The sequence below is a fragment of the Streptomyces tuirus genome (assembly GCF_014701095.1).
GTDB lineage: Bacteria > Actinomycetota > Actinomycetes > Streptomycetales > Streptomycetaceae > Streptomyces > Streptomyces tuirus.
In genome coordinates, this window is record NZ_AP023439.1 from 7,393,344 (window position 1) to 7,406,594 (window position 13,251).

General features: G+C 69.7%; 15 protein-coding genes and 1 pseudogene. 6 read left to right on the forward strand and 10 right to left on the reverse strand.

All coding sequences use genetic code 11. The annotated features are described in order from the left end of the window. Nucleotides 1-39 precede the first annotated feature (39 nt). The gene (locus IGS69_RS33605; protein ID WP_232543712.1) at nucleotides 40-405 is read right to left on the reverse strand and encodes an STAS domain-containing protein; all 366 of its coding nucleotides are present in this window, start codon (nucleotides 403-405) and stop codon (nucleotides 40-42) included. Between the two features lie 220 nt (nucleotides 406-625). On the opposite strand from IGS69_RS33605, the gene IGS69_RS33610 reads away from it, so the two are divergent. Continuing rightward, complete coding sequence (locus tag IGS69_RS33610) at nucleotides 626-1,036, forward strand: ATP-binding protein (RefSeq protein ID WP_190904215.1); 411 nt, start codon at nucleotides 626-628, stop codon at nucleotides 1,034-1,036. Nucleotides 1,037-1,100: 64 nt separating this feature from the next. Here IGS69_RS33610 and IGS69_RS33615 read toward each other — a convergent pair whose 3' ends face one another. Continuing rightward, nucleotides 1,101-1,625 carry a P-loop NTPase family protein gene (locus tag IGS69_RS33615; protein ID WP_190904216.1) on the reverse strand — a complete coding sequence of 175 codons (525 nt, stop codon included), beginning with the start codon at nucleotides 1,623-1,625 and terminating at the stop codon, nucleotides 1,101-1,103. 128 nt (nucleotides 1,626-1,753) lie between these two features. Here IGS69_RS33615 and IGS69_RS33620 point away from each other — a divergent pair, with 128 nt between their 5' ends. Further along, nucleotides 1,754-1,999, forward strand: a complete 246-nt coding sequence (locus tag IGS69_RS33620; RefSeq protein WP_190904217.1) for a hypothetical protein — start codon at nucleotides 1,754-1,756, stop codon at nucleotides 1,997-1,999. A 30-nt stretch (nucleotides 2,000-2,029) separates the two neighbouring features. On the opposite strand, the gene IGS69_RS33625 is transcribed toward IGS69_RS33620, so the two are convergent. From IGS69_RS33625 to IGS69_RS33635, 3 genes are all read right to left on the reverse strand, one after another. Beyond that, complete coding sequence (locus tag IGS69_RS33625) at nucleotides 2,030-2,737, reverse strand: hypothetical protein (RefSeq protein ID WP_190904218.1); 708 nt, start codon at nucleotides 2,735-2,737, stop codon at nucleotides 2,030-2,032. Between the two features lie 313 nt (nucleotides 2,738-3,050). Further along, nucleotides 3,051-4,973, reverse strand: a complete 1,923-nt coding sequence (locus tag IGS69_RS33630; RefSeq protein WP_190904757.1) for a protein-arginine deiminase domain-containing protein — start codon at nucleotides 4,971-4,973, stop codon at nucleotides 3,051-3,053. Nucleotides 4,974-5,175: 202 nt separating this feature from the next. Next, complete coding sequence (locus tag IGS69_RS33635; RefSeq protein ID WP_030850679.1) at nucleotides 5,176-5,598, reverse strand: DUF350 domain-containing protein; 423 nt, start codon at nucleotides 5,596-5,598, stop codon at nucleotides 5,176-5,178. Nucleotides 5,599-5,826: 228 nt separating this feature from the next. Here IGS69_RS33635 and IGS69_RS33640 point away from each other — a divergent pair. Both IGS69_RS33640 and IGS69_RS33645 read left to right on the forward strand, forming a co-directional pair. Then, a pseudogene (locus tag IGS69_RS33640) lies at nucleotides 5,827-6,158 on the forward strand (2-phosphosulfolactate phosphatase); the annotation flags it as partial. A 47-nt stretch (nucleotides 6,159-6,205) separates the two neighbouring features. Then, on the forward strand, nucleotides 6,206-7,270 hold the full coding sequence (locus IGS69_RS33645) for an enoyl-CoA hydratase/isomerase family protein (RefSeq protein WP_190904219.1): 1,065 nt from the start codon (nucleotides 6,206-6,208) through the stop codon (nucleotides 7,268-7,270). 93 nt (nucleotides 7,271-7,363) lie between these two features. Here IGS69_RS33645 and IGS69_RS33650 read toward each other — a convergent pair whose 3' ends face one another. Further along, on the reverse strand, nucleotides 7,364-8,404 hold the full coding sequence (locus tag IGS69_RS33650; RefSeq protein WP_190904220.1) for a vWA domain-containing protein: 1,041 nt from the start codon (nucleotides 8,402-8,404) through the stop codon (nucleotides 7,364-7,366). A gap of 157 nt (nucleotides 8,405-8,561) precedes the next feature. Between IGS69_RS33650 and IGS69_RS33655 the strand changes: the two genes are divergently transcribed. Continuing rightward, nucleotides 8,562-8,750 carry a hypothetical protein gene (locus tag IGS69_RS33655; RefSeq protein WP_232543713.1) on the forward strand — a complete coding sequence of 63 codons (189 nt, stop codon included), beginning with the start codon at nucleotides 8,562-8,564 and terminating at the stop codon, nucleotides 8,748-8,750. Nucleotides 8,751-8,834: 84 nt separating this feature from the next. Here the strand turns inward: IGS69_RS33655 and IGS69_RS33660 are convergent, their stop codons facing one another. The 4 genes from IGS69_RS33660 to IGS69_RS33675 form a co-directional block, all read right to left on the reverse strand. Next, nucleotides 8,835-9,986 carry a S1 family peptidase gene (locus IGS69_RS33660; protein WP_190904221.1) on the reverse strand — a complete coding sequence of 384 codons (1,152 nt, stop codon included), beginning with the start codon at nucleotides 9,984-9,986 and terminating at the stop codon, nucleotides 8,835-8,837. 296 nt (nucleotides 9,987-10,282) lie between these two features. Continuing rightward, nucleotides 10,283-10,705: a hypothetical protein gene (locus IGS69_RS33665; RefSeq protein WP_232543714.1), complete on the reverse strand. Its 423-nt coding sequence runs from the start codon at nucleotides 10,703-10,705 to the stop codon at nucleotides 10,283-10,285. Between the two features lie 52 nt (nucleotides 10,706-10,757). After that, complete coding sequence (locus IGS69_RS33670; protein ID WP_190904222.1) at nucleotides 10,758-11,243, reverse strand: DUF2975 domain-containing protein; 486 nt, start codon at nucleotides 11,241-11,243, stop codon at nucleotides 10,758-10,760. A gap of 160 nt (nucleotides 11,244-11,403) precedes the next feature. Further along, nucleotides 11,404-11,973, reverse strand: coding sequence for a DUF6328 family protein (locus IGS69_RS33675; RefSeq protein ID WP_190904223.1), 570 nt, complete (start codon nucleotides 11,971-11,973; stop codon nucleotides 11,404-11,406). A gap of 262 nt (nucleotides 11,974-12,235) precedes the next feature. On the opposite strand from IGS69_RS33675, the gene IGS69_RS33680 reads away from it, so the two are divergent. Further along, nucleotides 12,236-13,192 (forward strand): GlxA family transcriptional regulator, encoded by a 957-nt coding sequence (locus IGS69_RS33680; protein WP_190904224.1) that lies wholly within the window; start codon nucleotides 12,236-12,238, stop codon nucleotides 13,190-13,192. The last annotated feature ends 59 nt before the right edge of the window (nucleotides 13,193-13,251 follow it).

The window sequence follows — 13,251 nt, forward strand, 5'->3', positions numbered from 1 at the left end:
CTGGTGCGCGGCGGACCGAGCCGTGGGGGCCCGTACGCATCAGGCGATCAGGGCCTGCTCCGTCGTGGGGTGGCAGGGGATGAGGGTGTCGACGCCGACCAGTTGGAGAACGCGCAGGACGCTTTCCTGGGCTCCGGCGATGCGCACCCAGCCGTCTGCCCGGCTCACCTGCTGGTGGGCGGCGACGAAGATGTTGATGCCGCTGGAGTCCATGAACGTCACACCGCTGAGGTCCGCGACTATCCGCGGCGGGACCGTACCGTCCTCGACCAGCAGGGCTTCGCTGAGCACGTCCCGGACGTCGTGGTCGATCTCGCCCCGCAGCGTCACGACACGGACGCCTGCGGTCATGTGGTGTTCGGCGTGGAGCCGGCCCGGCCGGTCCGCTTCCTCGAGCTGGGACACCGTCTCCTCGATTGTGCTTAGGCTTGCCCGGTCGGAATGTGCGCAGTCGATTGTGCCCCACCGCCCCGGCCGGATGCACCCGCGCGGCTGAGCCGAACAGCATCCTTCCGGCATGTAGGGCAGCGAAACGGGTACCGGCGCGCATGAACGGGGAGTGAGGGCGAGGCCAGTGAAACCTGATGCCGACGGTGACGGCTGTACTACGCCTGACGAGCATCTCATGCGTGTCGGGTACGCCTTGGACGGAGACGACAGCTGTATCGCGGACGCCCGCCGTCACGCCGCCGCGTTCCTCGACCGGGCGAGCGCCGAGCAGCACCTGCCCGTCTCCGCACGAGCGAGGGACCTCACCGCGCTGGTGGTCAGCGAGCTCGTCACCAACACGCGCAAATACGCTCCGGGTCCCGTCCTGCTGGAACTGCGAGTCACCGCCCGCGTCGTGGAGATCGCCGTCTGGGACAGCGACCCCACCATGCCCGCGGCCCGGGCCGCCGACCCCAGCAGGGTCGGGCAGCACGGCTTGGAGATCGTGAAGGCCGTGGCCGAGGAGTTCGCCGTGCGGCGGGAGGCGGTGGGCAAACGCGTCACCGCCCGCATCCCCTTGGCCGACGGCCCCGGCCGCGGTTTCTGACGGCCGCGACCAAGGGCGTCCGGATACCCACACGTCACCCGCGCCGAGCTGGAGTCCCCGGTGCTCAGCCCTTCGTGACGGACTCTGCGATCCGCAGGGCGGCCTGCTCGGGCGTGAGGTGCGTGGTGTCGATGACCTCGGCCTCGTCGTGCAGCCATGTGCGGGCGGCCTCGGCGTAGGGCTCGAGGTATTCGAGACGGAACGGGGAGGGGCCCATGACGCTGTCCCCTTCGATGCGCCGGCGGAGCGTGACCTGGTCGGCGTGGAGGACGAAGTGCCGTACCTCGATGGCATGTTCGGCAAGGCCCGCGCTGATCTCGCGCCAGTACGGCTCGACCAGGACGGTCATGGGCATCACCAGCGTGCCGCCGGTGAAATCGAGGACGCGGCGGGCGGTCTCGACCACGAGTGGCCGCCAGGGCGGCCAATGCTGGAAGTTGTTCGTCGAAGGCAGCCCCGGCTTGATGTCCATGAGTGTCTCGCCGACCTTCTCGGCGTCGAACACCCGTGAATCCGGGATAAGTTGCTGCACCAATGCACTGGTCGTCGTCTTGCCCGCGCCATGGGTGCCGTTGAGCCATACGATCACGGGCCCCACGCTAGCGCCGTGCGGCCGCGATCGAAGCGTGTCAGTCATCTTCCGCCTCGTCCAGGGTATCGCCGGCGTATCGAAACTCGCATACGCCACCGCATCGCCCCTGCGCATGCAATGGAGGCATGACCCACCACACCTCCCTGCCCTCACCGCCCGGCCGCACGCGCGGCATCGTGCCCCTCGTCCTGGCGATCCTCGCCCTGGCCGGCGCCGTGTTCGTTGTACGGCGGCCGCTCATGCTGTCCGCTCCGGCGTGCATGACCGGCCGGTGGCACGGCTGCTTCGACACGTTCAACGGTGACGTGCTCCTCACCCTGGCCGCGCTGCCGGTGGCCGCGCTCGCGGTCTGGTTTCCCGGTACGTCGTAGCCGGCGGGGTTCGGGCATGTCCCCGCGTCGTCAGCTGTCGGAGTCCTCGGTCTGTGCCCCGGCTTCCGGCGCGGCGGCCGACCGTGCGGCGGGCGCGGTGTAGAAGACGGACCTGCCCTGCTTCGAACGCTCCGCCTGACTCTTGGCGACGAGCCCCTCGAGCGTCACACGTACGACCTTGGCCGCGATGTCGCGGTGGGGGTGGGCCTGGCCGAGCGCCGTGGAGATCTCCGCAGCGGAGCGCGGTTCCTTCTGCACCGCGAGGTGGCGCCGGATGAGCTCCACGAGGGTGGGCTCGGCGGACTTGGCGGTGCCTGCCTTCTTGGCGGTGCCCGCCGCCTTGGCGGTGCCCGCTGCTGTGCTGGTGGCTGCCGCCTTGGCGCTGCCTGTCGTCTTGGCCGCGGACTTCCCGGCTGCCCGCTTCGCCGGCGCGGCGGTGGACTTGCGCGCCTTCTGCTTCCCGCCGGCCGCGGCACCGCCCTTCTTCCGCCGAGGAGAGGGCACCACGGCACCCGCGGAGTCGGAGGCGGACTCGGTCGGGTGCGTGGTGATGCCGAGAGCCTGGTGCATGCTCACCAGCACGCCGTGGTCGCGCTGCAGGGCGGCAAGCTGCTCCTGCAGCGACGCGATCTCCGCACTGACACGTTCCTGCTCCTTGACGTTCGCGTCGAGGTCGCCGGTCACCTGGGCGATGTACTGAGATGCCAGTTCGGTGGCCGGAGTTGTCGTCTCGGACATGCTGCTTGCCTTTCCTCGGCGTCGGAGGCGTACCGCGGATGATGCCTGTCTGGGAGCCAGGTCCCGGCGGCCCGGTAGGACGCCGCATGTGCCGCAAGTTGCCTCGGTGTAGGCATGGTACGGACCGAGGAAGCAGGTCGTTCCCCCTGAGGCGAGCAGGGACAAGGCGAGCAGGGGCAAGGCCTGTTCGGATGGTGTGCCGGGCTCGGCGGCGTAGACGGTCATGGTCAGGCCGGGATCGGCGGCCGGCTCCAGGCCCTCGAAGGCCATCGACCCCCTCCTGACCGGCCGCATCAACCCCGGCGAACGCCGGCTACGGCTCGTTGCGGTTCACCGCCGGACGCTGCCACCACGCGGCACTCGCGTCGCGCAGGGTGTTGGTGCCGCAGTGCACTTCACCCATGCCGAGGTGGTACGTGTACCAGTCGTCGATGTACGACACCTTCATGCCGACCCGCTGGTAGACGGCGGTGACGGCTTCCGTGAAGATGTCCTTGCCGTTGACGACGGGCCCCCACTGGCGTGGCGCGAGGTAGCGGTCGCGCCCCAGGAGCAGGCCGTTGACCGCACCAGGAACGTACGCACCGGTCATCACCGTCGCCGGGGCCGCCGCCCCCGGGGCGGGGCTTCCGGCGAGCCACTTCTGCTGGCCGTGGTCCGAGAGGCCGTCGACGAGGTCGGAGCCGGCGCCCATGCGCGTCAGACGGGGCACGGGAATCTCCTGCCCCTCGGCGCTCAGCGCCTCCGAGCCCCGGGTGTACAGCGCGGGCACCCGCACGATCTCCTCGTCGGTGACCCCGGTCTCCCGCTTGAGGATCTCCAGGTTGGCCGCGATGCGCCGGGCCGCCATCTCGTTGTCGGCCACCAGGTGACGCGAGGCGAGCGCCTGGTCGATGGTCTCCTTGGGCGCCGGAGTGTCACTGCGGCCCGGGACGGAGAACATCTTCGCGCTGCCGTGTCCGTCGCGCTTGGCGTCGCGCAGCAGCCGCAGCCCCGCCTGCGGATCGGCGACCCCGATGCGCCAGCCGCGCGGGGTGTCGGCGGGCAGGAACTGCACGAACTCGTCGACGTGTCCCACGCTCAGCCAGGAGGTGTCCAGCAGCAGCGGGTCCTGCATCCCCTGAGACTTGAGCAGAGTCCGCATCACCTTCGACGGACGCGCCCCGCTGTCCTTGCGCTCGCCCATGATGATCCGCCCGGCGGGGAAGGAGCGACCGCCGTGGGCGTAGGGCGGGATGGTCTCCAGGTTCCCCATGGAGTTGAGCGACCAGTCGTCGGGCTCCGCCGGGTCGTTCACCTGCACGACGCCGATGTCCCGGCCGCGCACCCGCTCGAACAGTTCCCGGCCCGCGTCCCGGTCCGGCTGTGCGGAACGCAGCATCACACGCATCACGTGCCGCCGGCCGTCCGGCCCGGTCATGCTGACGTACGCCGGCTCGACGAAGTCCTGGGCCCAGCGGTCGGCGTACTTCTCGAAGGTGATCAGCGGCGTGGTGATGCCCGCCTTCTTGACCTCCTTGCCGAGGGCGGTGACGAACTCCCGCTGAAGACGGCTGTCCGGGCCCTCGCCCTGGACCTCGGACACCATCACCTGCTGTGTGTTCTGCAGGTGATGCTGGGTCAGCAGTGGTGCGACGCGCAGGGTCACCGCGTCGGAGGTGGACATGCGCCCGGACGTCACCGTCAGCCGGACCACGGCACGTCCGTCCCACTTCGTGGCGTCCCGGACGACATCGGTGGCCTCGACGCCGAACTCCACACCCGCACGCAGCTCGGCGGCCGTCAACCTGGTCGCGGACGTCACGAGGATCCACTTCCCGGCTCGCTTGAGGAAGAGGTGCGCCTGCGTGCCACCCGTGGCGATCTTCAGGCTGCCCGTGGCGTCCGCGGGGAGGTCCGGCAGGGGCACGGAACGGATTCGGGCGAGGTCGGCGGCGTCCTCGGTGCCGTTGACCTTCGTGTCCGTGCCGTCGTTGCACGCGGCCAACTTGGCGTCGGACAGCGGTGCGCCACCGGGCCCGGTCACCGGACACCGCTTGGTGTCGTCGTCGATGTTGGGCAGATACACGGCCCCGCGCTCGATGGACCAGTCGTCCTCGCCGGTCTTGTCGCTGCCACCGGTGACATCGACCCGCCCGTCGCGGTTGACGTCCGCCCGCAGATCCGCGCGTCCGCCGGCGTCGGCGGCGAAGGCGGAGCCGGCCGGACCGGCCAGCACCGATCCGGCGGCAGCCATGGCCAGGACCACCGACCCGGCCGGGTACAGGCGCGACCGCAGACGTCTAGGTGAACGCACAGTGCATTCCTCTCAGTTGGGGGGTTCTCCGCCCTGCAAGAGGAAGGACAGGGGCTGTGCGTTCACTGCGCGGCCAGAGTTGCTTCCCGCGAAGGTGCCGACAGCGCCGCCGCCGAGGCGGCGCTTGGAACCCGTCGGCCGGTCAGGCGATGGACGCCGAAATGATGGCGGACACGGCGAGGTTGCAGGAAGCCGTCACCCAGACCGCGGGATGAGGCTCCTCCTCGACCAGCGTTGCCCCCAGACGCCCGGGCGTGACCAGGTCCACCACCAGGAACGCCACCGCCATCATCACCAGTCCCAGCAGCCCGAACGCCGCGGTCGAGACCAGCCCCTTGCCGAAGTCCTCGTACGTCGTCCATATGGACGTGAAGACGATGCCGCCGATACCGAGCAGCGCGGAGCTGAGGACCGTGGCGGCGTTGCGATTGCGCTGTTCCCAGATCTGCCGGCCGAGCTTTCCGGGCGTCAGCACGTCGACCAGGACGATGCCGAGGACCAGCAGAACCAGCCCCAGACCGCCGTATGCAGTGGCCCGCCCGAGTCCGTTGACGATGTCGCTCATGGGGTTGCCAACTCCGAAGCGTAGAGATCATGAGTGATCGCGGTCAAAGAGAGGCAAAATGTAGCGCACACGCGCAGCCCGCCGAACGGCGCCTGGCCCACTGCGAAGGATCACCGGCGGTGGCGCGCAGGATCCTCGAGTGGTGCCGCAAAGATTCATCGTCGACGGGCGAGGTGATGCGTGTCACTGCCCGGGTGTGTCCTCCGGGGCATGCGCGATCATGACGGGATGGACGCTCGCTTCCTCGGCATCGCCGAGCTGACCGAACCCCCCTCCGTGGCGGTCGTGATCGACGTCATGCGTGCTTTCACGGTGGCTGCCCGGGCCTTCGGCCAGGGTGCGGAAAAGATCGTGCTCGCCGAGTCGCTGGACGAAGCCCTGGCCCTCAAGGCTCGCCACCCGGACTGGCACTCAAGGACGGACCGCCCTCGCCCGGGTTCGACGCCGTGAACTCGCCGGGTCTGCTGCGGTCGCTCGACCTCACCGGACGGACCGTCGTGCAGAAGACCACGGCAGGAACCGTCGGCGCCCTGGCGCTCAAGGAGGACTCGCTCATGGTGCTCCGTCCAACGACCGAACCCGTGCCGGGCCCGGGGGAGGAGTCCCGATGAGCCGGCCCGAGGAACGCGAACCCGTCCTCTTCCACACCCAGGGTCGCGCCGCCCGCATCACCCTCAACCGGCCTCACGCTCTCAACGCCCTCACCCACACCATGGTCCGCCGCATCGACGAGGCACTCACCGCCTGGGAACGGGACCCGTCCGTGGAGACCGTCGTCATCACCGGTGCGGGGGAGCGCGGCCTGTGCGCCGGCGGTGACATCCGCGCCATCCACGACGACGCCCGTGACGGTGACGGCACGGCCTCCGCCGCGTTCTGGCGCGACGAATACCGCCTCAACGCCCGTATCGCCCGCTGGCCCAAGCCGTACGTCGCCGTCATGGACGGCATCGTGATGGGCGGCGGTGTCGGTGTCTCGGCCCACGGCAGCGTCCGTGTCGTCACCGAGCGGTCCCGGGTCGCCATGCCGGAGACCGGCATCGGCTTCGTGCCGGACGTGGGCGGCACCCACCTGCTCGCCACGGCCCCCGGGGAGCTGGGTACCCACCTTGCCCTGACGGGTGCTCAGATCGGCGCCGCCGACGCGGTGCTGTGCGGGCTCGCCGACCACTATGCGCCGACAGCCGCACTGCCGGACCTTCTGGACTCCCTCGCGGAGTCGCCCGTGGGGGAGGCCCTGGCCGGGTTCGTGCGGACCCCGGACAAGGGTGCCCTGGCCGCCCGCCGAGACTGGATCGACGCCTGCTACGCCGCCGACACCGTCGAGGAGATCGTGCGCCGGCTGCTCGCACACGGCGACCCCGACGCGAAGGAGGCCGCGGAGACCCTGCTCGCCAAGTCACCGACCGCCCTGAAGGTCACCCTCGCCTCCCTGCGCCGCGCCCGGAAGCTCGGCACGCTGGAGCTCGTCCTCAACCAGGAGTACCGCGTCTCCTGCGCTGCCCTGGACACCGCCGACCTGGTGGAGGGGATCCGCGCTCAGGTCGTCGACAAGGACCGCAGACCGCGCTGGTCACCGAAGACCCTGGGCGAGGTCACCGACGCTGATGTCGAGCGCTTCTTCACCCCGCTCGGTGAGCGGGAACTCGGCCTGTCGCCGGCCATGAGCTGAAAGCACATGACCCGCCGGCGATGCCGTGGAACGGACTCGTGAGGGGACGCCGGGGCTGAGAAGCCCCCGGCACCCCATCGGCTTCATGAAAGGTCAGAGCATGAGCAGCAGCCGGGTATGGGGGACGAGTTTCCGGTTGACGCTGGTGCTCTGCACGAAAATCGTGAAGTGGTCGTTGTGGTCGGGCTTGACGCGGACTTCCGTGTCAGGCAGACCGAGCAGGGATCGGGCCTCGGGTCCCGTATAGACGCGGTCCGTCTTCTTTTCCAGCACCGCGATCTGCTTCTGTGCCTGGACTTTCTCCGACTTGCTGAGCTCGTAGAACGCCCCACCGGTCCGGTAGGTGTGTCCGCATTCGACGACCCACTCCTTGATACCCGCATTACGGGCCACCGGGATCAACTGGTACTTCGACGGATCGACCGGCGTGAGACCGGCCGCCTTGATGGTGTCCTCGTTGACCGCTTCCGCGCCGGTGGAGAACACCGCGCGCGATCCCCGGATGCCCTGGGTGCGGCCCATCATGAAGTTCTCGGTGGCCTGCCGGATGACCTGCCCGGCCTCCTCCAGACCCTGCGTGCTGGTGGCATCCCATATGGCGATGTTGTCCTTGGGGAAGCCGCACTGCATGGCCTCCCGCTTGCCCATCTGGTCGGGCACCAGCACGGCCAGCGTCCAGTTGTCCTGCTGCCGCTCGATCATCTCGGCCACGGACTGGACCAGTTGGCGAGGATCTTTGGCGGGCGCGTCCGGGCAGCGGTGGCTCGCGTTCTCCTGCCCGTCGGTGAGCACGAACGTCAGGAAACTGTGGTCGCCGTACAGTTGGGCCGTCTGGGCCAGCTCCCGCTGCGACTTCAGCGCGGCCGCCAGCAGGGCCGTCATTCCACCGGTCCGGTAGAGCTGCTTCAGCGACGGCATGCGCAGCACGTCCTTGTCGTAGATGACGCACTCCACCTTGTCGGCGAAGACGTACACCGTGACGCGGGTTTCCTGGTCCAATTCCCTGGAACGGCGCGCAAGATAGGCGATCTGCTGGTCGGCGACCTCGACGACTTTCCGGCTCAGGTGCGACATCGACGAGCTCGCATCGAGCACCAGAGCAACGTGATTGATGTAATTCTGGGTTCCGGACATCACAGCTCCCCCTTGTTCCGACTTGATGCCTCCAATCCTCTCACCCACCACTGACAATCGATCTTGGTCCGATGCGGGCCCGCCCCCCTCGGGCACGCGCACTCCGGCCGGCACGTTCGTCACGCTGGGGGCCACCGAGGTCGCCACCCGCGCGCGCGTGGCCGGCAGCGCGGCACGAGGACGTGCGGCGACGGTCAATGGCCGCCCTGGTGTCATCTCCTGGAACGAGGACGGCACCCCGCTCTCCCTCCTCGCCTTCACCGTCGCCGACGGTCTCATCACCGAGATCTCCGCAGTGGTCGACCCGTCGGAACTCGCGCTCCTGACCCTGTCCGGCCCGAGGTGAGTGCGGCTGTCACCCACCAGGCGTCCGAGCGGGCACCGTCGGCCGCGGTGGCGAACGGTGCCCGCTCAGTGCGCTGATCGGTGGTCAGGCCGTGTGCAGCCGCAGCCCGTACCGGTTGAGGATCTCGTTGACGGGCTGGTGCCAGGTCTCCCCGCCGCTGCCGCAGTTGCCCCAGCCCCCGGAGGTGACGCCCTGGGCCTGGTCGCCGCTGATGAAGGAGCCGCCGGAGTCACCGGGCTCGGCGCAGACGCTCGTCTTCGTCATCTGGTGGACGGCGCCCTGGCTGTAGTTCACCGTCTCGTTCTTCGCCAGCACGGTGCCGCAGTGCCAGCGCGTGGTGGAACCGGAACGGCAGACCGAGGCACCCACCGGCGCTTCGGCGGAGCCGCGGACGAGCTGGTCGGGGACCGTGCCCCAGCCGAGCACGACCGGCACGGTCCACCAGCCGCTGCCCACGCTCACCCATGCGTAGTCGTCGCCCGGGAACGACGACCCCTGGAAGTTGCCGACGTACGACCGGTCCCAGCCGTACACCGCCGCACTCGGCGAGCCGCAGTGCCCGGCGGTGACGAAGCCGCCGTGCACGGAGAAGCCGATGGAGCAGCGGACGTTGCCGGTGTAGTACGGGTCGCCTCCCACGGTGCCTGCCGCGAAGGTGCGCGGTGCCGCCGGGGTCTCCCGCACCGTCACGGGACCGGCCTCGCGGGCCCGGGAGAGGAAGGCCCGGACATCGTTGTCGTCCCGGTGCGCGGCGACGACGTCCACGACGACCTTGTTGGCCTTGGGATCCACATGCCAACTCCCGACTCCGGCGGGCGCGGACAGCGCGTCGATGCTCTTCTTCGCCGCGTCGAGCTGCCGCGCGCTGAACCGCACGTGCTGCACGGCCGCGCCGGTCGCCCGTACCGCGTCGGCGTGCGCGGCACGGGTCACGGCGACGGTCAGTCTGCCGCTGCCGGCGTCGTACCAGGAGCCGCCGTAGGCCGAACCGGCGGCCTTCCGGGCCTTGTGTTCGACGGCCGTCGCGGTCTTCTCCGCGGCCAGGCGTGCCACGGCCTCGCCCCGGGTCAGCCCCAAGTCGCGCTGCATCGCGGAGAGGAGTGCTGAGGAGGCCGGTGCCTCGGTGGAGCGCGGGGGAGCGTCGGCGGCGGAGGCCGGCAGGGCGCTCGCGGTCGCCCAGGTGCCGAGCATGAGCAGTGCGGACAGTCCGGTGCGCAGGAATGTGGTGCGTCTCAAGGGATGCCCCTTCGTTGTTCCAGCAGGGTGGGGGTGGAACAGCAGAGCTTGAGAGCGCTCTCGGATACGCGCGGCAGAGCCTAGCCCGTGATGATGAAAAGGTCTATGCCTGTGCCCGAGGGTGCCGGGTGCTGGGTACCGGGTGCCGGTGCGCAACGGGCGTAGGGGCCAAGGGGATTGAGTTCGCGGGGGCTCGTTCGTGGTGATCGCCTGGAGGAACAGGCTCCGCCGACCGACCACCTGAGCCATGCGGGACAGCTCGCAGAGGGCTCGACGGGGCGGGTGCCTGCTCCTGCCTACCGACTCAGCAACGCGGCAAGACGGGCGGCCGTCTTCTCTCCCGCTCGCTGTTTGATCAGGCCCTCCTTGGCGGCTGCACGGAGCACGACCTCCGTGCAGTTCCCCGTGCTCCTCGTGACGAGGGCGGTGACCACTACGGGATTCATCCCGCCGGCCCCACCCCCGGCCACGACACGGATCATTTCCTGGCCCGTGCCTGATTCGACATGGGCGGGCCTCCCGGACCGCCCCGCCCCCTCCAGGACTCCGACGACGCGCTGCACGGCCGCGTCGAACGGCAAGGGGATGACAAGGTCGATCTCGTGGGCGTTCTTCTTCAACAGCCGGGCCACGAGCCCGGTCAGGCGGCCACTACCCCCACTCACAGCACCCAGCGCGGCAAGCTCGTCCACCAGGATCTGGTCCTCGCTCCGGTCCACGCGTTCCCCCTTCACTGCCTGAGACGTTGCTGCACCCTCCGCCCCGACCATGTCAGATCACCTGGTTCAACTCGGCCTCCATCTGCGACGCTTCGACGTCGCGCGAGACGGCCTGGGCGAGCAGCATCCGCAGTACGAGCACGATGAGAGCGACGCCCAGGATGGCCACGCCGATCCCGCCCATGATGAGAGTGACGCCCGGGTCCTCCCGCTGCCCCGGCGCATTGATGACGGTGACGGCGAACCAAAGGAGGGCAGCCGTCACGATCGCGCCGATCACGGCGTCGACGTACCGGAAGGCGGCGGGGGAGAAGACGGTCCTGCGTCGCACCATCGTCACCAGCCGCCCTACGCAGACCGCGGCGACCTGTGCCGCGACCATGCCCAGGATCGTGATCACACGCAGTGGGGTCAGCGGGAGCGACCCGTCCTCCGGGTCGGTGGCCAACGCCCACACCATCGATGCCTGCACGAACACGGTGCCGAGCAGCACCACCCCGAGCACGGCGCGCAACGCACCCAGTGTCAGTTTCCCCATCGCTCATCCTTCCATCGAGACACGATGGGAATCTATCGAATGTCGATAGGCTAAGCAAAGGCTGCCGACGCCGCCGCCAACCGCAAGCGGTTTGTACGGCCGGTGCCTTACGTGTGTAGCCGACAGGGCGACGGCATGGCGCCGCGTGCGGGCCGGGCCCCTACGCGTCCGCGGTGCGGGAGCGCCGGTCCCCGCGACGTCGCAGGTACAGCGGCAGCGCGTACCAGCAGAGGCCGAACCACAGCATGACCCCGCCGACGAGCACTTCGGCGAGAACGCCGGGGACGACGAAACGGAGTATCAGCAGGAGCGTGCAGCCGATGGTCAGGGCGAGGAGGACCATGCCACACATCATCAGACGGCCGGCGGCTTCGACGACCTCGTCCTTCATGCGCTGCCCGGAGAGGAACCGGTGGATGGAGACGGGGGCTATGAGTGCTCCGGTGGCCGCTGCCCCGAGCACCACGGTGGTGACGTAGATAGCGCGGTCCAGCGTCTCCAACTCCCTGAACAGAGGGGTGAAGGCCACGCTGAGCAGAAAGCCGAAGAGGATCTGCACGCCGGTCTGAGTGACGCGTGTTTCCTGCAGTATCTCGTTCCAGCGCCGGTTGACTCGCTCCCGCGCTGTCTCGGGGTCCTCGGTACCGGGTCTCGCACCCGGCCCGTTGTGCCGCGCGCAGCACGCGCTGCTCTTGCCTTCCGGCTCGACAGGCCGCTCCGTCATGGTCATGGCATCCTCCCTGTTCCAGAGGATCCGCTTGCCCCGCCGTCACGCATTCAAGCAGCGCCGCCCACCGGGTGCGTTCAACGCGTCGAGGTCACAAGGTGGCGGCTTCCCACTCCCACGGATCAGTACAGGTGCACCTTCACCATGACGTCGGGGTCGCCGACATCCGCTCGGCGGGGCCGATCTGCTCGAAGCTGCCGTGTTCGCCACGGGGACCGGACTTGCCGGAGCCGTTCGACGCCCGGCTCCACGTAGCCTCTCTTCCGTGCCGTCCTCCCCTCTCCACCGCGTCGCCGTCCTCGTGCTCGAGGGTGCCAAGCCGCTCGACGTCGGCATTCCCGCACAGGTCTTCACGACGCGCGCGAGCATGCCCTACGAAGTGCGGGTGTGCGGGGCGACACCCGGTCTGGTGACCGGCGGCGACGGACTCGCGTACCACGTCGCCCACGGCCTGGACGCGCTGGCGTGGGCCGACATCGTCTTCGTCCCCGGCTACCGGCACCCGGACCTCGAGGACCCTCCGCAGCCCGTCGTCGACGCGCTGATCGCCGCCCACAGGCGCGGCGCACGGCTCGCCGCCATCTCCACCGGCGCCTTCGCGCTCGCCGCGACGGGCCTGCTCGACGGCAGGCGCGCCACCACGCACTGGCACTACACGCGAGCCCTCACGGCCAGGTACCGGCGCGTCCAGGTCGACGAGAACGTGCTGTTCGTCGATGAGGGCAGCGTGCTCACGTCGGCCGGCGCCGCCTCCGGCATCGACCTGTGCCTGCACATCCTGCGCGGCGACCTCGGAGTGGCCGCCTCCAATCACGCCGCCCGCCGTCTGGTCGCTGCCCCCTACCGCAGCGGCGGCCAGGCCCAGTACGTGCCGCGCAGCGTGCCCGAGCCGCTCGGCGAGCGCTTCGGCACCACCCGCGAGTGGGCGCTGCACCGGCTCGGCGAGCCCCTCTCCCTCGACCTGCTGGCGCGACAGGCCGGGGTCTCGGCGCGCACCTTCTCCCGGCGTTTCGTCGAGGAGACCGGCTACACACCGATGCAGTGGGTGATGCGCGCCCGCATCGACCGGGCCCGGGAACTGCTGGAACGCTCCGAGCGCAGCGTCGAACAGATCGCCGCCGACGTCGGGCTCGGTACCGGCGCGAACCTGCGCCTGCACTTCCAGCACATCCTGGGCACGACGCCGAGCGAATACCGGCGCACCTTCACCCGGGGTGAGTAGCCGTGGCGTGATGCGCGGCGCGATCTGTGGCGCGATACGCGGCGCGACCTGCTACGGGA

Excerpts from the sequence above, each read along its gene's own strand:
- IGS69_RS33670 (WP_190904222.1), bottom strand. The coding sequence starts at position 11,243 with ATGGGGAAACTGACACTGGGTGCGTTGCGCGCCGTGCTCGGGGTGGTG.
- IGS69_RS33620 (WP_190904217.1), top strand. The coding sequence starts at position 1,754 with ATGACCCACCACACCTCCCTGCCCTCACCGCCCGGCCGCACGCGCGGC.
- IGS69_RS33635 (WP_030850679.1), bottom strand. The coding sequence starts at position 5,598 with ATGAGCGACATCGTCAACGGACTCGGGCGGGCCACTGCATACGGCGGT.
- IGS69_RS33610 (WP_190904215.1), top strand. The coding sequence starts at position 626 with ATGCGTGTCGGGTACGCCTTGGACGGAGACGACAGCTGTATCGCGGAC.
- IGS69_RS33630 (WP_190904757.1), bottom strand. The coding sequence starts at position 4,973 with ATGGCTGCCGCCGGATCGGTGCTGGCCGGTCCGGCCGGCTCCGCCTTC.
- IGS69_RS33675 (WP_190904223.1), bottom strand. The coding sequence starts at position 11,973 with ATGACCATGACGGAGCGGCCTGTCGAGCCGGAAGGCAAGAGCAGCGCG.
- IGS69_RS33645 (WP_190904219.1), top strand. The coding sequence starts at position 6,206 with ATGAGCCGGCCCGAGGAACGCGAACCCGTCCTCTTCCACACCCAGGGT.
- IGS69_RS33650 (WP_190904220.1), bottom strand. The coding sequence starts at position 8,404 with ATGTCCGGAACCCAGAATTACATCAATCACGTTGCTCTGGTGCTCGAT.
- IGS69_RS33625 (WP_190904218.1), bottom strand. The coding sequence starts at position 2,737 with ATGTCCGAGACGACAACTCCGGCCACCGAACTGGCATCTCAGTACATC.